Below are 20,609 nucleotides of genomic sequence, written 5' to 3' on the forward strand. Positions count from 1 at the left end.
GTCAGAATTGCAAGGGACGCCCCGGCGTCCCTTCTTTCTTGCCTCCGCGTCCTCGCCCCCGCGTCTTCGCCCCCGAGCCCGGGCCCGTGCCCGGTACTCCTTGTCCCGCGCATCCTTTCACCGTCTTCAACGTCTGGTGTGCCCTGCGCGTTCACCGGCGAAACCGCGCGTTCATGGAGCGAGACCTTCCCGGCGTACGGGTAAAGTCCGACGGCGTGCACCTCAAGGCCCTGACCCTCCGCGGCTTCAAGTCGTTCGCCTCGGCCACCACCCTCCGGTTCGAGCCGGGCATCACCTGCGTCGTGGGGCCGAACGGTTCGGGCAAGTCCAACGTCGTGGACGCGCTCAGCTGGGTCATGGGCGAGCAGGGCGCCAAGTCGCTGCGCGGCGGCAAGATGGAGGACGTCATCTTCGCCGGCACCACCGGCCGACCGCCGCTGGGCCGCGCCGAGGTGTCGCTGACCATCGACAACTCCGACGGGGCGCTGCCCATCGAGTACTCCGAGGTCACCATCACGCGGATCATGTTCCGCAACGGCGGCAGCGAGTACCAGATCAACGGGGACACCTGCCGTCTCCTGGACATCCAGGAACTGCTCTCCGACTCCGGCATCGGCCGCGAGATGCACGTCATCGTCGGCCAGGGCCAGCTCGACTCCGTGCTGCACGCCGACCCCATGGGCCGCCGCGCCTTCATCGAGGAGGCCGCCGGCGTCCTCAAGCACCGCAAGCGCAAGGAGAAGGCGCTGCGCAAGCTGGACGCGATGCAGGCCAACCTCGCGCGCGTGCAGGACCTCACCGACGAGCTCAGGAGGCAGCTCAAGCCCCTCGGTCGCCAGGCGGCGGTCGCCCGCAGGGCCGCCGTCATCCAGGCCGACCTGCGCGACGCCCGGCTGCGCCTGCTCGCCGACGACCTCGTGCGGCTGCGCGAGGCCCTCGAGGCCGAGATCGCCGACGAGGCCGCCCTGAAGGAGCGCAAGGAGGCGGCCGAACGGGAGCTGGGCAAGGCCCTCCGGCGCGAGGCCCTGCTGGAGGAGGAGGTGCGCCGGCTCGTCCCGCGGCTGCAGAACGCCCAGCAGACCTGGTACGAGCTCTCCCAGCTCGCCGAACGGGTGCGCGGCACGATCTCGCTGGCCGACGCGCGGGTGAAGAGCGCCACCTCCGCGCCCCCCGAGGAGCGGCGCGGCCGCGACCCCGAGGACATGGAGCGCGAGGCCGCCCGCATCCGCGAACAGGAGGCCGAGCTGGAGGCGGCCCTGGAGGCGGCCGAGCGCGCCCTGGAGGACACGGTCGCCCACCGCGCCGAACTGGAGCGCGAACTGGCTCAGGAGGAACGGCGTCTGAAGGACGCCGCCCGTGCCATCGCCGACCGGCGGGAAGGGCTCGCCCGGCTCAGGGGCCAGGTGGGCGCCGCCCGTTCGCGTGCCGCCGCCGCCCAGTCCGAGATCGAGCGCCTGGCCGCCGCCCGCGACGAGGCCCGGGAGCGCGCCGTCGCCGCCCAGGAGGAGTACGAGGCGCTCAAGGCCGAGGTCGACGGCCTCGACGCCGGTGACGCGGAACTCGCCGAGCGGCACGAGGCGGCCAAGCGCCGGCTGGCCGAGGCGGAGAGCGCCCTGAGCGCCGCCCGCGAGGCGGCCGCCGCGGCCGAGCGCGAACGCGCCGCGACCCGGGCCCGCCACGACGCCCTCGCCCTGGGCCTGCGCCGCAAGGACGGCACCGGGGCCCTGCTCGCGGCCGAGGACCGGCTCGCCGGACTGCTGGGACCGGCCGCCGAACTCCTCACCGTGGCGCCCGGCCACGAGATCGCCCTGGCCGCCGCCTTCGGGGCCGCCGCCGACGCCCTGGCGGTGACGTCCCCGTCGGACGCCGCCGACGCCATCCGCCTGCTGCGCAAGCAGGACGCCGGCCGGGCCGCCCTGCTGCTCGCCGGCGCCCCCGACGACGTACCGCGGCAGCCGCGGGCCGACGGACCGCCGTACGCCGCCGATCTGGTGCGCGGGCCCGCCGCCCTGCTGCCCGCCGTGCGGCGGCTGCTGCGCGGGATCGTCGTGGTCGGCACCCTGGAGGAGGCCGAGGACCTCGTCCGCGCCCGGCCCGATCTGACCGCGGTCACCGCCGAGGGCGATCTGCTGGGAGCGCACTTCGCCCAGGGCGGGTCCGCCGGGGCGCCCAGCCTCCTGGAGGTGCAGGCGTCCGTGGACGAGGCGGCCGCCGAGCTGGAGGAGCTGACCGTGCGGTGCGAGGAGCTGGCCGGGGCGCAGGCCGCCGCGGCCGAGCGGCGCACGGAGTGCGCGGCCCTCGTCGAGGAGCTGGGGGAGCGGCGCCGGGCCGCGGACCGGGAGAAGTCCGCCGTCGCCCAGCGGCTCGGAGGGCTCGCCGGACAGGCGCGCGGTGCCGCCGGGGAGGCCGAGCGGGCCGGCGCCGCCGCGGCCCGGGCCCAGAAAGCCCTGGACACGGCGCTCGCCGAGGCCGAGGAGCTCGCCGAACGGCTCGTCGTCGCCGAGGAGAGCGCCCCCTTCGGGGAAGGAGGGGCGGAGGAGCCCGACACCTCGGTGCGCGACCGGCTCGCCGCCGACGGCGCCAACGCCCGCCAGACCGAGATGGAGGCCCGTCTCCAGGTCCGTACCCACGAGGAGCGGGTCAAGGGGCTCGCCGGGCGGGCCGACTCCCTGGACCGGGCCGCCCGCGCGGAACGCGAGGCACGGGCGCGCGCCGAGCGGCGCCGTGCCCGGCTGCGGCACGAGGCGGCCGTCGCCGCGGCCGTCGCCTCCGGGGCCCGGCAGTTGCTGGCGCACGTCGAGGTCTCCCTCGCCCGCGCCGACCAGGAGCGCGCCGCCGCCGAGGCCGCTAAGGCCCACCGCGAGCAGGAACTCGCCCGCGCCCGGGCCGAGGGACGCGACCTCAAGGCGGAACTCGACAAGTTGACGGATTCAGTTCACCGGGGCGAGGTACTCGGCGCCGAGAAGCGGCTGCGGATCGAGCAGCTGGAGACCAAGGCGCTGGAGGAACTGGGTGTCGAACCGGCAGGGCTGGTGGCGGAGTACGGGCCGCGGCAGCCGGTGCCGCCCTCGCCCCCCGCCGAGGGCGAACGGCTGCCGGAGGACCCGGAGCACCCGCGCAACAGGCCCCGCCCCTTCGTCCGGGCCGAGCAGGAGAAGCGCCTGAAGGCCGCCGAGCGCGCGTACCAGCAGCTCGGCAAGGTGAACCCGCTCGCCCTGGAGGAGTTCGCGGCGCTCGAGGAACGCCACCAGTTCCTCGGCGAGCAGTTGGAGGACCTGAAGAAGACCCGCGCGGACCTGCTCCAGGTCGTCAAGGAGGTCGACGAACGGGTCGAGCAGGTCTTCACCGAGGCCTACCGGGACACGGCCCGCGAGTTCGAGGGCGTCTTCTCCCGCCTGTTCCCGGGCGGTGAGGGACGCCTCGTGCTGACCGACCCCGACGACATGCTCACCACGGGCGTGGACGTCGAGGCGCGTCCGCCGGGCAAGAAGGTCAAGCGGCTGTCGCTGCTCTCGGGCGGGGAGCGGTCGCTGACCGCCGTGGCCCTGCTCGTGTCGATCTTCAAGGCGCGGCCCAGTCCGTTCTACGTGATGGACGAGGTCGAGGCCGCCCTCGACGACACCAACCTCCAGCGGCTGATCGGGATCATGCAGGAGCTGCAGGAGGCCTCGCAGCTGATCGTGATCACGCACCAGAAGCGCACCATGGAGGTCGCCGACGCGCTCTACGGCGTCTCCATGCAGGGCGACGGCGTGTCGAAGGTCATCAGCCAGCGCCTCCGCTAACTCCGTGCAGATTGCACCTTTCTGGCCCGCATCCTCCCCTTTTTGCTTCAACTTGTGAAGTCAGTCTCTGAGGTAACGCCAAGGAAACTTCTACTTGGCCCCCTGTTGACTTCGAAAATTGAACACATAGTCTCTGCTTCGTTGCTTTTACCTTCAGGCACCTTCAGGTGGACCTCGAAGGGCTGACCCCCCATCCGGCGACGTTGCCGGTGGCCCGAGGAGTACACGTGACCAGCACAGCGCAGGCGCAGAAGTCAGGAGCCGGGGCGGCTCATCCCGAACATCTCGGGCACGTCATCTTCATCGCGGCGGCCGCCGCGATGGGCGGTTTCCTCTTCGGCTACGACAGTTCGGTGATCAACGGCGCCGTCGAGGCCATCCGCGACCGCTACGACATCGGCTCCGCCGCCCTCGCGCAGGTCATCGCCGTCGCCCTGATCGGCTGCGCCATCGGTGCCGCGACCGCCGGCCGCATAGCCGACCGCATCGGCCGCATCCGCTGCATGCAGATCGCCGCGGTCCTGTTCGCCGTCAGCGCCGTCGGATCCGCGCTGCCCTTCGCCCTGTGGGACCTCGCCTTCTGGCGCGTCGTCGGCGGCTTCGCCATCGGCATGGCCTCCGTCATCGGCCCGGCCTACATCGCCGAGGTCGCCCCGCCCGCCTACCGCGGCCGGCTCGGCTCCTTCCAGCAGGCCGCGATCGTCATCGGCATCGCCACCTCCCAGCTGGTCAACTGGGGCATCCTGAACGCCGCCGACGGCGACCAGCGCGGCAAGCTGCTGGGCCTGGAGGCCTGGCAGCTCATGCTCGGCGTCATGGTGATCCCCGCCGTCCTCTACGGTCTGCTCTCCTTCGCCATCCCCGAGTCCCCGCGCTACCTGATCTCCGTCGGCCGCCGCGAGCGCGCCCGGCGGGTCCTCGAGGAGGTCGAGGGCAAGGACGTCGACCTGGACGCCCGCGTCACCGAGATCGAGTCGGCGATGCACCGTGAGGAGAAGTCCAGCTTCAAGGACCTGCTCGGCGGGAGCTTCTTCTTCAAGCCGATCGTCTGGATCGGCATCGGCCTGTCGGTCTTCCAGCAGTTCGTCGGCATCAACGTCGCCTTCTACTACTCCGCGACGCTGTGGCAGTCGGTCGGTGTCGACCCGACGGCCTCGTTCTTCTACTCCTTCACCACGTCGATCATCAACATCGTCGGCACCGTGATCGCGATGATCTTCGTGGACCGCATCGGCCGCAGGCCGCTCGCGATCATCGGCTCCGTCGGCATGGTGATCGGCCTCGCGCTGGAAGCCTGGGCGTTCTCCTTCGACCTCGTCGACGGCAAGCTCCCGGCTACCCAGGGCTGGGTCGCCCTGATCGCCGCCCACGTCTTCGTCCTCTTCTTCGCCCTGTCCTGGGGCGTGGTCGTCTGGGTCATGCTCGGCGAGATGTTCCCGAACCGGATCCGCGCCGCCGCCCTGGGCGTGGCCGCCGCCGCCCAGTGGATCGCCAACTGGGCCATCACCGCGAGCTTCCCGTCGCTGGCCGACTGGAACCTCTCCGGCACCTACGTGATCTACACGTTCTTCGCCGCGCTCTCCATCCCGTTCGTCCTGAAGTTCGTGAAGGAGACGAAGGGCAAGACGCTGGAGGAGATGGGCTGACCCGCCCTCCCGCGCGCCGGACGGGCCCGACCCGTCCCGCGGACCCGGGGAGAAGGGCCCAAGTCCCCGCTGCCCCTCTCCTCGTACCCCCCACCGCCGCCCCGGCCCGGTACCGTCCGAGCCGGGGCGGCGCCCTGTGCGCGCCGCCGTACGCGGGGAGTCCCGGGCCGGGAGCGCCGACCGGGGCGCCGCCGGATCGCCGGGCCGCCGGCACCGTGCGGCACGGGCCGTCCGGGCGGGTCGGCATCGGGGCGAGGGGGGTGCCCATGGCTGATACTGGACCCGTTATGGACATCGTCATCCTTGCTGTAGTCATCGCCGTGGTCGTGCTCGGCGCGCTCAGCGGGCTCATCGTCGGGAGCAGGCGCAAGAAGTCGCTGCCCCCGCCACCGCCCGCCGCGCCCGACATCACCGCCCCCCCGGCCGAGCCGCACGTCGGCGACGAGGCCGAGACGCCGCGGGAGGAACCGCGGCGCACCATCGAGGAGGTTGATCTTCCGGGCGGCCCCGCTCCCGTCACCGTCGAGGAGCCGCCCATCGTCGAGGCTCCCCCGATCGAGATCCCGGAGCCCACCGCCGGACGTCTGATCCGGCTGCGCGCCCGTCTCTCCCGTTCGCAGAACGCCCTGGGCAAGGGCCTGCTCACCCTGCTGTCCCGCGAGCACCTCGACGAGGACACCTGGGAGGAGATCGAGGACACCCTGCTCACCGCCGACGTCGGCGTGCAGCCCACGCAGGAGCTGGTCGAGCGGCTGCGCGAGCGCGTGAAGGTGCTCGGCACCCGTACGCCCGAGGAACTGCGCGGCCTGCTCCGCCAGGAGCTGATCACGCTGGTCGGCCCCGAGATGGACCGCACCGTGCACACGGAGAACGCGGCCGGCGGCCCGGGCATCGTGATGGTCGTCGGGGTCAACGGCACCGGCAAGACCACCACCACCGGCAAGCTCGCCCGCGTGCTGGTCGCCGACGGCAACACCGTCGTCCTCGGCGCCGCCGACACCTTCCGCGCCGCCGCCGCGGACCAGCTCCAGACCTGGGGCGAGCGGGTCGGGGCCCACACCGTGCGCGGTCCCGAGGGCGGCGACCCGGCCTCCGTGGCGTTCGACGCGGTCAAGGAGGGCAAGGAGATGGCCGCGGACGCCGTGCTCATCGACACCGCCGGCCGCCTGCACACCAAGACCGGCCTCATGGACGAGCTCGGCAAGGTCAAGCGCGTCGTGGAGAAGCAGGCCCCGCTGGACGAGGTGCTGCTGGTGCTCGACGCCACCACCGGTCAGAACGGACTGGTCCAGGCCCGGGTCTTCGCCGAGGTCGTCGACATCACCGGCATCGTGCTCACCAAGCTGGACGGCACGGCCAAGGGCGGCATCGTGATCGCCGTCCAGCGCGAGCTGGGCGTCCCGGTGAAGCTGATCGGCCTCGGCGAGGGCGCGGACGACCTGGCGCCGTTCGAGCCGGAGGCGTTCGTGGACGCGCTCCTCGGGGACTGATCCCTCAAGACCCCTGCTGCCCACGCGAAGAAGCGCCCGCTCCCGGATCGTCCGGGGACGGGCGCTTCGCCGTGCACGGGGCCAGCTCGCGGGAGCGGCGTGCCCCCCGGCGGTCGGCGGCGCCGGGGGTCACCTCCGCGACCGGTGCGCCACGTACGCCAGCGTGCCGAGCACCAGCCGGGCCTCGGGCGGCCGGGACGCCGGGTCCAGGGTGGGGGAACGCAGCCAGCGCACCGGGCCGAGGCCGCCCCGGTCGGACGGCGGTGCCGTGATGTGCGTGCCGGGTCCGAGGCCCCGCAGGTCGAGGGCGGCCGGGTCGTCCCAGCCCATGCGGTAGAGCAGCTCGGGCAGCGCGGCGGCGGCGCCGGGCGCGACGAGGAAGTGGGCGCGGCCGTCCGGGGTGGCGGTGACCGGACCGACCGGCAGGCCCATGCGCTCCAGCCGGGCCAGGGCGCGGCGCCCGGCGGGCTCGGCGACGTCGATGACATCGAACGCCCGCCCGACCGGCAGCATCACCGAGGCCCCGGGGAACTCGGCCCAGATCCCGGTCGCCGCGTCCAGCGGTGTGCCGGCGGGGATCACCGGGGCGAAGTCCAGGGGGTGCGCGCCCGGTGCCCGGCAGCCGGTCCGGCCGCAGGAGCAGATGCCCGAGGCGGCCCGGGCGCCCGGCACCACGTCCCAGCCCCACAGCCCGGTGTACTCCGCCACGGCGGTGCCGTCCGACGAGCGCCCCCGGCGGCGCGAGCCGGACCGGATGTCGCGGATGCCCCGACTGATGCCGATCGTGAAGCCCATGCCCCCTCCAACGGGTCCGGCGTACCGCTGGTTACGCAGCGGACGCGGAACGTGACTCTCTGTATTCCGACTTCCCCGCGCCGCACCGCTCAGTCGGCGCTTGGAAGTGTTCGGGGGTGGTGTGTTCCACGGTGCGCGCCCCTGCGCGCACTACTGCACCCATCCCTGACTGTCCTGTGTCAAGTGAAGCGTGGGTCGACGGTCGTGGGTTCATTCGAAGGGGTGGCGAATGGTGGCGATTGTGGTTTCGCCATGGTGAGACGGGTGATCGTAGGACTACGGTGAGTGCACGGCTTCTTGGGGCACATGCACTCGTGGGTATGCCGGAGGCAACTCGGCTTTCCGTTCGAGGGGTGGCAACCGCCGGACGGGCGGCCCCGGCAACCGGCATTCTGATAGGGCTTGGCGCACTCAGCGACAAGTGGTCTTCAGGGATGGGGGCGTTCCAGTGAGCGGCAACGGCGGCGGCGGGACGAATGCTGCGGGCACGGAGAAACGCCCGAACGGACTCCTCGCCTCGTGGTTCGTCCGCAGCGGTTGGTCCAAGGGCGAACTGGCCCGCCAAGTCAACCGCAGAGCACGCCAGTTGGGCGCCAACCACATCTCCACCGACACCTCGCGCGTGCGCCGCTGGCTGGACGGCGAGAACCCGCGCGAGCCGATCCCCAGGATCCTGTCCGAGCTGTTCTCCGAACGCTTCGGCGTCGTGGTCTCCGTCGAGGACCTGGGCCTGCGCACCGCCCGCCCGTCACCCTCCGCGACCGGCGTCGACCTGCCCTGGACGGGCCCGCAGACCGTGGCCCTGCTCAGCGAGTTCTCGCGCAGCGACCTGATGCTGGCGCGGCGCGGCTTCCTCGGGAGCTCGCTGGCCCTCTCCGCGGGCCCGCCCCTCATCGAGCCCATGCAGCGCTGGCTCGTCCCCACCCCGTCCGCCCCACAGCCCCGGCCCGAGCCGGACCCGGTGGCGTCCCCCGGGCGGGCCCGGGGCCGGCTGTCCAAGCCGGAGCTGGACCTGCTGGAGGCCACCACCGTGATGTTCCGCCAGTGGGACGCCCAGTGCGGCGGCGGCCTGCGCCGCAAGGCGGTCGTCGGCCAGCTGCACGAGGTGACGGACCTGCTCCAGGAGCCCCAGCCCGAGACCACCACCCGGCGACTGTTCAAGGTCGCCGCCGAACTGGCCGAACTGGCCGGCTGGATGTCGTACGACGTCGGGCTCCAGCCCACCGCGCAGAAGTACTTCGTGCTCGCCCTGCACGCCGCCAAGGAGGCCGGCGACCGGCCGCTCGGCTCCTACGTCCTCTCCAACATGAGCCGCCAGATGATCCACCTCGGCCGGCCCGAGGACGCCCTGGAGCTCATCCACCTCGCCCAGTACGGCAGCCGGGACTGCGCGAGCCCGCGCACCCAGTCGATGCTGTACGCGATGGAGGCCCGCGCCTACGCCAACATGGGCCAGCCCGGCCGGTGCAAGCGGGCGGTCAGGATGGCCGAGGACACCTTCGCCGAGGCCGCCGAGTGGGACGAGCCGGACCCCGACTGGATCCGCTTCTTCTCCGAGGCCGAGCTGTACGCGGAGAACTCCCACTCCTTCCGCGACCTCGCCTACGTCGCCGGCCGCAGCCCCACCTACGCCTCCCTCGCCGAGCCGCTCATGCAGCGGGCCGTGGAACTGTTCGGCCAGGAGAGCGGCGAGCACCAGCGGTCCTACGCCCTCAACCTGATCGGCAAGGCCACGGTGCACCTGCTCCAACGGGAGCCCGAACAGAGCGTGGTTTTCGCCACCGAGGCCATCAAGGCGGCCAAGAAGGTCCGTTCCGAACGCGTCAACACTCGTATCCGAAAGACGGTCGACACGGCCGTACGCGACTTCGGGGACCTCGCCGACGTCGTCGATCTCACCGAGCGACTCGCGATCGAGCTGCCCGAGTCGGCGGAGGCGGTCTGACACTCCCGAGGAACCGTTGAGCCCCGGCCGCGGCCGGCCCTCCCGAACTGCCCGACTCGGCTCCCCCATGCCAGGTCATTCGGAGGCCGACCGCGGCCGGCCCTTTTCCGCGCCCAGGCCGGCGCCGCCCTCGCGGACGGGGCCGCTCGCCGTGGTCCCTCCACGGGCGGTCGTCGTGCCGTGCGGTGAAGGGGGCGTCACGACAGCGATCGGTGCTGTCCGGATCCGGCGGTTCACCGACCCGTAACACGCCGGGTCCCTTCGTCACGGCGGCGAAACAGCGAGGGGCTTCCACCGAAACCGCGCTGCGCCAATCTCATGGCGCATAACCGGCCCACCCCTCCATCCGCTCAGGCTTCGCCCGCACGGGGCCGTACCAACGACGAGGAGACGCCGATGGCACCAGCCATCACCCTGGCCGCGGAGACGCCCACGCTCTCCGCCGCCAACACAGGGTTCATGCTCATCTGTTCCGCCCTGGTGATGCTCATGACCCCGGGCCTGGCCTTCTTCTACGGGGGCATGGTCCGCGTCAAGAGCACGCTGAACATGCTGATGATGAGCTTCATCAGCCTGGGGATCGTCACCGTCCTGTGGGTGCTGTACGGCTTCTCCCTGGCGTTCGGCACCGACTCCGGCGGCGTCATCGGCTGGAACTCCGACTGGGTCGGGCTCAGCGGCATCGGCCTGACCGAGCTGTGGGACGGCACCACCATCCCGCTCTTCGTCTTCCTGGTCTTCCAGATGATGTTCGCCGTCCTCACGCCCGCCCTGATCAGCGGCGCGCTCGCGGACCGCGTGAAGTTCACCGCCTGGGCGCTGTTCGTCGCCCTGTGGGTCACCGTCGTCTACTTCCCGGTCGCGCACTGGGTCTGGGGCTCCGGTGGCTGGGCCTTCGAGCTGGGCGTCATCGACTTCGCCGGCGGTACGGCGGTCCACATCAACGCCGGCGCCGCCGCACTCGGCGTGATCCTGGTCATCGGCAGGCGCATCGGCTTCAAGAAGGACCCGATGCGCCCGCACAGCCTCCCGCTGGTCATGCTCGGCGCGGCCCTGCTGTGGTTCGGCTGGTTCGGCTTCAACGCCGGCTCCTGGCTCGGCAACGACGACGGCGTCGGCGCGCTGATGTTCGTCAACACCCAGGTCGCCACCGGTGCCGCGGTCCTCGGCTGGCTCGCCTACGAGAAGATCCGCCACGGCGCCTTCACCACCCTGGGCGCCGCCTCCGGCGCGGTCTCCGGCCTGGTCGCCATCACCCCGGCCGGCGGCGCGGTCTCCCCGCTCGGCGCGCTCGCGGTCGGCGCCGTCGCCGGTGTGCTGTGCGCCATGGCCGTCGGCCTGAAGTACCGGTTCGGCTACGACGACTCCCTCGACGTCGTCGGCGTCCACCTCGTCGGCGGCATCCTCGGCTCCCTGCTCGTCGGCTTCTTCGCCACCGGCAAGGGCCAGTCCGACGTCGCGGGCCTCTTCTACGGCGGCGGCCTCGACCAGTTCTGGAAGCAGTGCGCCGGTGTCGCCGGGGTCCTCGCCTACTCCCTGGTCGTCTCCGCGGTCCTCGCCTTCCTCCTCGATCGGACCATCGGCATGCGCGTCTCCGGGGACGACGAGGTGGCCGGCATCGACCGGGCCGAGCACGCCGAGACCGCGTACGACTTCAGCGGCGGTGGCGGCGGCGCGGCCCGCACCGCCGCCACCGCCCCCGCCGCCCCGGCCGAGAGCAAGAAGGTGGACGCATGAAGCTCATCACCGCCGTCGTGAAGCCGCACCGGCTCGACGAGATCAAGGAGGCCCTGCAGGCCTTCGGCGTGCACGGTCTCACCGTCACCGAGGCCAGCGGCTACGGCCGCCAGCGCGGCCACACCGAGGTCTACCGCGGGGCCGAGTACACCGTCGACCTGGTCCCCAAGATCCGCATCGAGGTGCTGGTGGAGGACGACGACGCCGAACAGCTCATCGACGTCGTCGTCAAGGCGGCCCGCACCGGCAAGATCGGTGACGGCAAGGTCTGGTCGGTCCCGGTCGAGACGGCCGTACGGGTCCGGACCGGCGAGCGCGGTCCGGACGCGCTCTGACCGCGGTCCGACGGAACAGGAGTCGCCGGATGACGGGCACGGACACGCACGACGAGACGAAGGACCCGGGGCCCGGCGGCTACGCGGCGGCCCGGCTGCGCCTCCTCACCGGGGGGACGCGGTCCGGGCCGCCGCGCCGTACCGCCCTCGCGGGCCTCACGGACGCCTGGCTCGCCGCACTGTTCGCCGCCGGGGCGCGGGAGCCGCGCGGCGTCTCCCTGGTCGCCGTCGGCGGCTACGGCCGCGCGGAGCTGTCCCCGCGCAGCGACCTCGACCTGCTCCTGCTGCACGACGGCGGCGACCCCGGGGCGGTCGCCGCCCTCGCCGACCGGCTCTGGTACCCCGTCTGGGACCTGGGCCTCGCGCTCGACCACTCCGTCCGCACACCGGAGGAGGCCCGCAGGACCGCGGGCGAGGACCTCAAGGTCCAGCTCGGACTGCTCGACGCCCGGCACCTCGCCGGCGACCTCGGCCTCACGGCCTCCCTGCGCACGGCGGTGCTGGCCGACTGGCGCAACCGGGCGCCGAAACGGCTCCCCGAACTTAAGGAGCTGTGCGCCGAACGCGCCGCACGCCAGGGCGAACTGCAGTACCTCCTGGAACCCGACCTCAAGGAGGCGCGCGGCGGACTGCGCGACGCCACCGCGCTGCGCGCCGTCGCCGCCTCCTGGCTCGCCGACGCCCCGCGCGAGGGCCTCGTCGAGGCCCGCCGCCGGCTCCTCGACGTACGGGACGCACTGCATCTGACGACCGGCCGCGCGACCGACCGGCTCGCGCTCCAGGACCAGGACCAGGTGGCGTCCGAGCTGGCGCTGCGCGACGCCGACGCGCTGCTGCGGCAGGTGTACGAGGCCGCCCGCGTCATCGCGTACGCCGGTGACGTCACCTGGCGCGAGGTGGGGCGTGTGCTGCGGTCCCGGGCCGCGCGGCCGAGGCGGCGCGCCCTGCTGGGCGGGGGCGTGCCCGCCGCCGAGCGCTCCCCCCTGGCCGAGGGGGTGGTGGAGCAGGAGGGCGAGGCGGTGCTCGCGCGCACCGCGCGCCCCGAACACGACCCCGTGCTCCCGCTGCGCGCGGCGGCCGCCGCCGCGCAGGCCGGGCTCCCGCTCTCCCCGCACGCCGTACGGCGCATGGCGGCCGGAGCGCGTCCGCTGCCCACGCCCTGGCCGGCCGAGGCCCGGGAGCAGTTCGTCACCCTGCTGGGCTCCGGCCGCCCCGCCGTGGAGGTCTGGGAGGCACTGGAGGCCGAGGGCCTGGTCACCCTGCTGCTCCCCGACTGGGAGCGGGTGCGCTGCCGGCCGCAGCGCAACGCCGTGCACCTGTGGACCGTCGACCGGCACCTCGTCGAGACCGCCGTGCGCGCCTCCGCGCTCACCCGCCGGGTCGGCCGCCCCGACCTGCTGCTGGTCGCCGCGCTGCTGCACGACATCGGCAAGGGCCGGCCCGGGGACCACTCGGTGGCCGGCGAGGTCATCGCCGGGGACGTGGCCGCCCGCATCGGCTTCGACCGCCACGACACCGCGGTGATCGCCGCCCTCGTGCGCCACCACCTGCTGCTCGTGGAGACCGCCACCCGGCGCGACCTGGACGACCCGGCGACCGTGCGCGCGGTCGCCGGGGCCGTCGGCTCCCAGGGCACCCTGGAGCTGCTGCACGCCCTGACCGAGGCCGACGCGCTCGCCACCGGCCCCGCCGCCTGGTCGTCCTGGCGCGCCTCGCTCGTCGCCGACCTGGTGAAACGGGTCTCGGCGGTGTTCGCGGGGAACGCCCCCGCCGCTTTCGAGGAGAGCGCGCCCACCACCGAGCAGGAGCGCCTCGCGCGCGAGGCGGTCGCCGCGGGCGGCCCGGTGCTGGCGCTGCGGGCGCGGACCGAGCCGCCCGCGAAGCGGCAGGAACCCACCGGTGACCCGGAGCCGCTGGGCGTGGAACTGCTCATCGCCGTCCCCGACCGGCCGGGCGTGCTGCCCGCGGTGGCGGGGGTGCTGGCCCTGCACCGGCTGACCGTGCGGACCGCGGAGCTGAGGGCGGTGGGCCTGCCGGACGGCGTCGAGGGATCGGTGCTGCTGCTGGACTGGCGCGTGGCCGCCGAGTACGGCTCCCTGCCCCGGGCCGCCCGGCTGCGCGCGGACCTCGTACGCGCCCTGGACGGCACCCTGGACGTCGCCGGCCGACTCGCCGAACGGGACGCCGCCCACCCCCGGCGCCGGGGCGTGGTCGCCCCGCCGCCGCGCGTCACGGTCGCCCCGGCCGCCTCCCGGCACGCCACCGTGATCGAGGTCCGGGCCCAGGACGCGCCGGGGCTGCTGTTCCGGATCGGACGGGCGCTGGAGGACGCGGGGGTGCGGGTGCGCAGCGCGCATGTGAGCACGCTGGGCTCCAACGCGGTCGACGCCTTCTACGTGACGACTCCCGCGGGGGCGCCCCTGCCGGGAGACGACGCGGCCTCGGCGGTCGGGAAGCTGGCGGAGGCGCTCCGGGCATGACCTCGCCGGCCGATCCCTCGTGCACCGGGCGTGCTCCCCGCCGACGCGGGATCTCGTCCCTGCCCGCTCTCCGCAGCGGGCAGGGACGATTTGCTTGCCGGGCCGGATACCCTGGAGGACGACCCACACCACTGCCGACGCGAGGACCTACGCCGCCGTGTTCGATACTCTCTCCGATCGCTTGTCAGCCACCTTCAAATCCCTCCGGGGCAAGGGCCGGCTGTCCGAAGCGGACATCGACGCCACGGCCCGCGAGATCCGTATCGCCCTTCTCGAGGCGGACGTGGCCCTGCCGGTCGTCCGTACGTTCATCAAGAACGTCAAGGAGCGCGCGCTCGGCGCCGAGGTCTCCAAGGCGCTGAACCCGGCCCAACAGGTCCTCAAGATCGTCAACGAGGAACTGGTCACCATCCTCGGCGGCGAGACCCGGCGGCTGCGCTTCGCCAAGCAGCCCCCCACCGTGATCATGCTGGCCGGTCTGCAGGGTGCCGGTAAGACCACCCTCGCGGGCAAGCTCGGCAGGTGGCTCAAGGAGCAGGGCCACTCGCCGGTGCTGGTCGCCGCCGACCTCCAGCGCCCGAACGCGGTCAACCAGCTCAGCGTCGTCGCCGAGCGCGCGGGCGTCGCCGTCTACGCGCCCGAGCCGGGCAACGGCGTGGGCGACCCGGTGAAGGTGGCCAAGGACTCCATCGACTTCGCGCGGGCCAAGGTCCACGACATCGTGATCGTGGACACCGCCGGCCGCCTGGGCATCGACCAGGAGATGATGCAGCAGGCCGCGGACATCCGGGACGCGGTCTCGCCCGACGAGATCCTGTTCGTCGTCGACGCGATGATCGGTCAGGACGCCGTCAACACCGCCGAGGCCTTCCGCGACGGCGTCGGCTTCGACGGCGTGGTGCTCTCCAAGCTCGACGGCGACGCCCGCGGTGGCGCGGCCCTGTCGATCCGCCAGGTCACCGGCAAGCCGATCATGTTCGCGTCGAACGGCGAGAAGCTCGACGACTTCGACGCCTTCCACCCGGACCGGATGGCCTCCCGCATCCTCGACATGGGTGACCTGCTCACCCTGATCGAGCAGGCGGAGAAGACGTTCAGCCAGGAAGAGGCCGAGAAGATGGCCTCCAAGCTGGCGTCGAAGAAGGGCCAGGACTTCACCCTGGACGACTTCCTGGCCCAGATGGAGCAGGTCAGGAAGATGGGCTCCATCTCCAAGCTGCTCGGCATGCTCCCCGGCATGGGCCAGATCAAGGACCAGATCAACAACCTCGACGAGCGCGACGTCGACCGCACGGCCGCCATCATCAAGTCGATGACCCCGGCCGAGCGCCAGGACCCGACGATCATCAACGGCTCGCGCCGCGCCCGCATCGCCAAGGGCTCCGGTGTCGAGGTCAGCGCGGTGAAGAACCTGGTCGAGCGGTTCTTCGAGGCCCGCAAGATGATGTCCCGCATGGCCCAGGGCGGCGGCATGCCGGGGATGCCCGGGATGCCGGGCATGGGCGGCGGCCCCGGCCGGCAGAAGAAGAAGCAGAAGCAGGCCAAGGGCAAGCAGCGCTCCGGCAACCCGATGAAGCGCAAGCAGCAGGAGCAGGAGGCCGCCGCCCGCCGCGCCGCCGCCGCGGAGGGGGGCAGCGCCTTCGGGCTGCCGCAGCAGGGCGGCAAGGACTTCGAGCTCCCCGAGGAGTTCAAGAAGTTCATGGGCTGACGCCCGCGCCGTGACCGTACCGGGGCGCCCCTCGCACGGGGGGCGCCCCACAGGCGTGTCCGGCGGTCCCGGGCGCCGGTGGCGTCAGGGCACCGGCACCGGGTTCACGGTGTCCGCGCGATCAGGTACCGGAACACGTTCGGCATCCACACGGTGCCGTCCTGCCGCTGGTACGGATGGAGCGCCTCCGCCAGCTCCTTGTCCACCTGCTCCTGGTCCGTGGCGCTGATCGCCGGGTCGAGCAGCCCCGTCGACCTCAGGCCCCGCACCGCGCTGTCCACGTCGGCGTAGCCGAAGGGGCAGGCCACCCGCCCGGAGCCGTCCGGCGTCAGCCCCGCCCGCCGGGCGACCCGCTCCAGGTCGTCGCGGTGCGCGGGGCGCCAGGTGCCCGCGGCGCGCAGGGGCTCCGCCGACTTGGCGGCCACCCGGAGCACGGACGCCGTGGTGCACCGCTCCGGCGGACCCCAGCCGGCCAGGACCACGGCCGCGCCGCGCCCGGCGAGCGGCGTCGCCCCGGCGAGCAGCTCGCCGAGCCCTTCCGCGTACCCCGCGAGACAGCCGATCGGCTCGAAGGCGGTCAGCACGGTGTACGGGGCCGCGTCCGCGCGGGCCGCGTCCGCGCGGGCCGCGTCCGCGGGCGGGCCGTCCACGAGCCGGGTCTCCGTCCGCGTGCGCGCCTCCCGCTCGTCGGGCAGCAGCCGCTCCCGCGCGAGGGCCAGCCGGTCGGCGGAGGTGTCGACACCGGTGACCGTGGCACCGCGCGAGACCGCCATCAGCAGGGCCAGCCCGGAACCGCAGCCGAGACCGAGCAGTCGCGTCGCGGGCCCCACGTCCAGTCGCTCGTAGACGGCCTCGAAGAGCGGTACGAGCATCCGCTCCTGTATCTCGGACCAGTCACGCGCGCGTGCACGCAGGTCCACGCGGGGGACGGCCCCCGGGTGAGGCAGGTGCTGCCGCACGAGCGTAGGTGTCATAGGTAAGCGCCCCAATCAGCCGAGAGTTGCCGCAGTGCCCGATTCCCTGGCCCCCGTGCAGTGCGCTCGCACTTCCCCCGTATGCCAGGAAACTGCGCCCTCGACGTGTCGTCCAGTGGAACGGGGCGGCGGTTTGGCAGTTGCTCGTGCCAGTGGCAAGAATTCACATTCCGGCAATCCGGGACCGCGCGATCCGGTCGGGTGCGGGGTGGTGCGGATCGGTACGGACCGGGGCGGGGCGGTGCGGAGCGCCGGCGGGGCACCCGGTAGCGTGCGGTCCGGACGGGTGCGGACCGGGCCGAACGGCTCCGCCGCGAGAGCGGCCGAAAACGCCTCTTGCGCATCAGCGGGCTCTCCGCACACCGGCGCGCGGACACTGCGTACGCGCCGGGCCGTACGTCGGCCTACGCACCACCTTGCGGTGAGCTGCGAGGCTTCTCCGCAGATCAGCGCACCCGCCCTCGTCGGCACGCATCAGTGACAACTGACGGGTACGTGCAAATTATTTGGGATGCCCCGGAATCGGAACACAGAGGCACCCCGGCTCGTTGTCATTACGTGAGCACGACACAGACACCACCTGTTCTCGCCGCAGAGCTGGCGCAGGCGTGGGCCGACATTCAGCGGCACCACCCCGAGCTGCCCGATCTTGCCGCGCCCGAGTCCCTGATCGGGGAGTCGTCGTCCGCGTGCGGTCACGAACTCTCCTTCGAACGACTGCTGCACGAAGCAGTCCACGGCGTCGCCGCCGCGCGCGGCGTGCGCGACACATCCCGTGCCGGCCGCTACCACAACCGCAGGTTCCTCGCCATCGCGGAGGAGCTGGGCCTGGACCACCCCGAGGAGCCGCATCCCAGCAGCGGTTTCTCGCTGGTCACGCTCACTCCCGAGGCGAAGCGCCGCTACCGCCCGACGATCGAACGCCTGCAGCGCGCCCTGAAGGCCCACTCCGCGGCGACCGCGGGCGACACCGCCCGCAGCTTCCGCGGCCCGGCCGCCCGGCACGGCTCCTCCGGCGGCGGCGTCCGGGTCAAGGCCGTCTGCGACTGCGGCCGCAACGTCCGCGTCGTCCCCTCGGTCCTGGCCCAGGCCCCCATCGTCTGCGGCGGCTGCGGCAAGCCCTTCCGCATCCCGGAGGTCGTGGGAGCGGCGAGCTGACCCTCTTCGGTATCTCGTGGGTACCGGACGGGCGACGACAGAACCGAACAGGGTGCCGGCGACCCTGCCCGCGCGGCTGGGGGCAGGGTCGCCGGCACCCCTGACACCGGACCGTGCACCCGGCGCGCGGCTCTCGCGGCACCGGGCGGCCCCCGGCGCGCCCCCTCTTTTTCGCGCGCCCCTTCGGTCCGAGGGGCCCCGCGGCGTATGGCACAATGGCTAGCTGTACTCGACAGCCGCACAGGATCCCTCTCTCCTCCGGCTGACGCGTCCATCGGGCACTCGGGTACCGCAACCCCACGCGGCTTCTCTCGCCGTGCCCAACCACGTCAAATCCAGGAGAACCCACTCCCGTGGCAGTCAAGATCAAGCTGAAGCGTCTGGGCAAGATCCGTTCGCCTCACTACCGCATCGTCGTCGCCGACTCCCGCACCCGCCGTGACGGCCGGGCCATCGAGGAGATCGGCAAGTACCACCCGACGTACAACCCGTCGGTGATCGAGGTCGACGCCGAGCGTGTGGCGTACTGGCTCGGCGTCGGCGCCCAGCCGACCGAGCCCGTGCTCGCCATCCTGAAGAAGACCGGCGACTGGCAGAAGTTCAAGGGCGAGCCCGCTCCGGCTCCGCTGCTGCAGCAGGCCGAGAAGTCCGCCCGCCCGTCGTTCGAGGCGCTCGGCGGTGACGACGAGGGCAAGGGTGAGGCGATCACCCAGAAGAAGAAGGCTGAGAAGAAGGACGAGGCCGCCGCCGAGTCCGCGTCGACCGAGGCCTGAGCATGCTCGAGGAGGCTCTCGAGCACCTCGTGAAGGGCATCGTCGACAACCCCGACGATGTGCAGGTCGCCTCACGCAACCTGCGGCGCGGGCGAGTGCTCGAGGTCCGGGTCCACCCGGACGACCTCGGCAAGGTGATCGGCCGCAACGGCCGCACCGCACGCGCCCTGCGCACCGTCGTGGGCGCCATCGGCGGCCGCGGTGTCCGGGTCGACCTCGTCGACGTGGACCACGTCCGCTGACGCTTATCGCAACCGGCTCGGGCCGGGGAGGGCCTTGAGGGCCGTCCCCGGCCCGTAGTCGTGCGGGGGCAGCCGTAGAGGCCAGTCGTAGATCAGGAGAACCAAGCACCGTGCAGCTGGTAGTCGCTCGCATCGGCCGCGCCCACGGCATCAAGGGCGAGGTCACCGTCGAGGTCCGTACCGACGAGCCGGAACTGCGGCTCGCCCCCGGCGCCGTCCTGGCCACCGAACCGGCCTCGGCCGGTCCGCTGACCATCGAGACGGGCCGCGTCCACAGCGGCCGCCTTCTGCTGCGCTTCGAGGGCGTACGCGACCGCAACGCCGCCGAGGCCCTGCGCAACACCCTCCTGATCGCCGAGGTCGACCCGGAGGAACGGCCCGAGGACGAGGACGAGTACTACGACCACCAGCTGATCGACCTCGACGTCGTCACCGCGGACGGCGAGCGGGTCGGCCGGATCACCGAGATCTCCCACCTGCCCACCCAGGACCTCTTCGTGGTCGAACGCCCCGACGGCAGCGAGGTGTTCGTGCCGTTCGTCGAGGAGATCGTCGCCGAGATCGACCTGGTGGAGCAGCGCGCGGTCATCACCCCGCCGCCCGGCCTGATCGACGACCGGGCGGTCCGCGACGAAGCCGCCGACGGGCACGGTGCGTCCCCCCGGGACGAGGTCTAGATGCGCCTCGACGTCGTCACGATCTTCCCCGAGTACCTCGAACCGCTGAACGTCTCCCTCGTCGGCAAGGCACGCGCGCGCGGGCAGTTGAGCGTGCACGTGCACGACCTGCGCTCCTGGACCCACGACCGGCACCACACCGTCGACGACACCCCGTACGGCGGCGGCCCCGGCATGGTGATGAAGACCGAGCCGTGGGGAGAGGCCCTCGACTCGGTGCTGGCGGACGGGTACGAGACCGGCTCCCACGAGCCGGCCCTGATCGTCCCCACCCCCAGCGGCCGCCCCTTCACCCAGGAACTCGCGGTCCACCTCTCCGAGCGCCCCTGGCTGATCTTCACCCCGGCCCGCTACGAGGGCATCGACCGGCGGGTCGTCGACGAGTACGCGACCCGGATGCCCGTGTACGAGGTGTCCATCGGCGACTACGTCCTGGCCGGCGGCGAGGCGGCCGTCCTCGTCGTCACCGAGGCCGTGGCGCGGCTGCTCCCCGGCGTCCTGGGCAACGCCGCATCGCACCAGGACGACTCCTTCGCGCCCGGCGCCATGGCCAACCTCCTGGAGGGCCCCGTCTACACCAAGCCGCCCACCTGGCGCGACCGGGGGATCCCCGAGGTGCTGCTCAGCGGCCACCACGGGAAGATCGCCCGCTGGCGGCGCGACGAGGCGCTGCGGCGCACCACGGCGCACCGGCCCGACCTCATCGAGCGCTGCGCCCCCGAGGCCTTCGACAAGAAGGACCGCGAGATGCTGTCCATCCTGGGCTGGGAACCGGACCCGGAGGGAAAGCCGTACGGTCGATTTTGGCGCAGGACCGACGGCGTGGAAGAATAGGCCGCTGTTGTGCGCCGTCCGGCGTGCGCC

15 protein-coding genes are annotated in these 20,609 nt (G+C 72.8%); 13 read left to right on the top strand and 2 right to left on the bottom strand.

What is annotated here, in order from left to right:
• Positions 1–215 precede the first annotated feature (215 nt).
• From smc to ftsY, 3 genes are all read left to right on the top strand, one after another.
• A complete protein-coding gene (gene smc / locus CP969_RS26960; protein ID WP_150474970.1) occupies positions 216–3,785 on the top strand; it encodes a chromosome segregation protein SMC in 3,570 nt (1,189 codons plus the stop codon).
• A 227-nt stretch (positions 3,786–4,012) separates the two neighbouring features.
• Positions 4,013–5,431, top strand: coding sequence for a sugar porter family MFS transporter (locus CP969_RS26965; RefSeq protein ID WP_016824508.1), 1,419 nt, complete (start codon positions 4,013–4,015; stop codon positions 5,429–5,431).
• 287 nt (positions 5,432–5,718) lie between these two features.
• Positions 5,719–6,921 (top strand): signal recognition particle-docking protein FtsY, encoded by a 1,203-nt coding sequence (gene ftsY / locus CP969_RS26970; protein ID WP_016824507.1) that lies wholly within the window; start codon positions 5,719–5,721, stop codon positions 6,919–6,921.
• Positions 6,922–7,050: 129 nt separating this feature from the next.
• Here the strand turns inward: ftsY and CP969_RS26975 are convergent, their stop codons facing one another.
• The gene (locus CP969_RS26975; RefSeq protein ID WP_016824506.1) at positions 7,051–7,716 is read right to left on the bottom strand and encodes a bifunctional DNA primase/polymerase; all 666 of its coding nucleotides are present in this window, start codon (positions 7,714–7,716) and stop codon (positions 7,051–7,053) included.
• 448 nt (positions 7,717–8,164) lie between these two features.
• Between CP969_RS26975 and nsdA the strand changes: the two genes are divergently transcribed.
• From nsdA to ffh, 5 genes are all read left to right on the top strand, one after another.
• Entirely contained in the window at positions 8,165–9,661 is a 1,497-nt protein-coding gene (gene nsdA, locus CP969_RS26980) for a transcriptional repressor NsdA (RefSeq protein WP_026084852.1), read from the top strand.
• 396 nt (positions 9,662–10,057) lie between these two features.
• Positions 10,058–11,398: an ammonium transporter gene (locus tag CP969_RS26985; protein WP_016824504.1), complete on the top strand. Its 1,341-nt coding sequence runs from the start codon at positions 10,058–10,060 to the stop codon at positions 11,396–11,398.
• Positions 11,395–11,733 (top strand): P-II family nitrogen regulator, encoded by a 339-nt coding sequence (locus CP969_RS26990; protein WP_004924863.1) that lies wholly within the window; start codon positions 11,395–11,397, stop codon positions 11,731–11,733. Before CP969_RS26985 ends, CP969_RS26990 begins: the two co-directional genes overlap by 4 nt.
• A gap of 29 nt (positions 11,734–11,762) precedes the next feature.
• Positions 11,763–14,213: a [protein-PII] uridylyltransferase gene (locus tag CP969_RS26995; protein ID WP_016824503.1), complete on the top strand. Its 2,451-nt coding sequence runs from the start codon at positions 11,763–11,765 to the stop codon at positions 14,211–14,213.
• A gap of 157 nt (positions 14,214–14,370) precedes the next feature.
• Positions 14,371–15,921, top strand: a complete 1,551-nt coding sequence (gene ffh, locus CP969_RS27000; RefSeq protein WP_026084851.1) for a signal recognition particle protein — start codon at positions 14,371–14,373, stop codon at positions 15,919–15,921.
• A 104-nt stretch (positions 15,922–16,025) separates the two neighbouring features.
• Here ffh and CP969_RS27005 read toward each other — a convergent pair whose 3' ends face one another.
• Positions 16,026–16,895, bottom strand: a complete 870-nt coding sequence (locus tag CP969_RS27005; RefSeq protein ID WP_051044395.1) for a methyltransferase domain-containing protein — start codon at positions 16,893–16,895, stop codon at positions 16,026–16,028.
• Between the two features lie 558 nt (positions 16,896–17,453).
• Between CP969_RS27005 and CP969_RS27010 the strand changes: the two genes are divergently transcribed.
• From CP969_RS27010 to trmD, 5 genes are all read left to right on the top strand, one after another.
• Complete coding sequence (locus tag CP969_RS27010) at positions 17,454–18,053, top strand: hypothetical protein (RefSeq protein WP_004982951.1); 600 nt, start codon at positions 17,454–17,456, stop codon at positions 18,051–18,053.
• Between the two features lie 353 nt (positions 18,054–18,406).
• Positions 18,407–18,826: a 30S ribosomal protein S16 gene (gene rpsP / locus CP969_RS27015; protein ID WP_004982950.1), complete on the top strand. Its 420-nt coding sequence runs from the start codon at positions 18,407–18,409 to the stop codon at positions 18,824–18,826.
• 2 nt (positions 18,827–18,828) lie between these two features.
• The gene (locus CP969_RS27020) at positions 18,829–19,068 is read left to right on the top strand and encodes an RNA-binding protein (RefSeq protein ID WP_003973401.1); all 240 of its coding nucleotides are present in this window, start codon (positions 18,829–18,831) and stop codon (positions 19,066–19,068) included.
• Between the two features lie 110 nt (positions 19,069–19,178).
• Positions 19,179–19,745, top strand: coding sequence for a ribosome maturation factor RimM (rimM, locus tag CP969_RS27025; protein WP_016824500.1), 567 nt, complete (start codon positions 19,179–19,181; stop codon positions 19,743–19,745).
• Positions 19,746–20,579: a tRNA (guanosine(37)-N1)-methyltransferase TrmD gene (gene trmD / locus CP969_RS27030; RefSeq protein ID WP_016824499.1), complete on the top strand. Its 834-nt coding sequence runs from the start codon at positions 19,746–19,748 to the stop codon at positions 20,577–20,579.
• Positions 20,580–20,609: the final 30 nt, after the last annotated feature.

It is taken from the genome of Streptomyces viridosporus T7A (genome assembly GCF_008704515.1).
Classification (GTDB): Bacteria; Actinomycetota; Actinomycetes; order Streptomycetales; family Streptomycetaceae; genus Streptomyces; species Streptomyces viridosporus.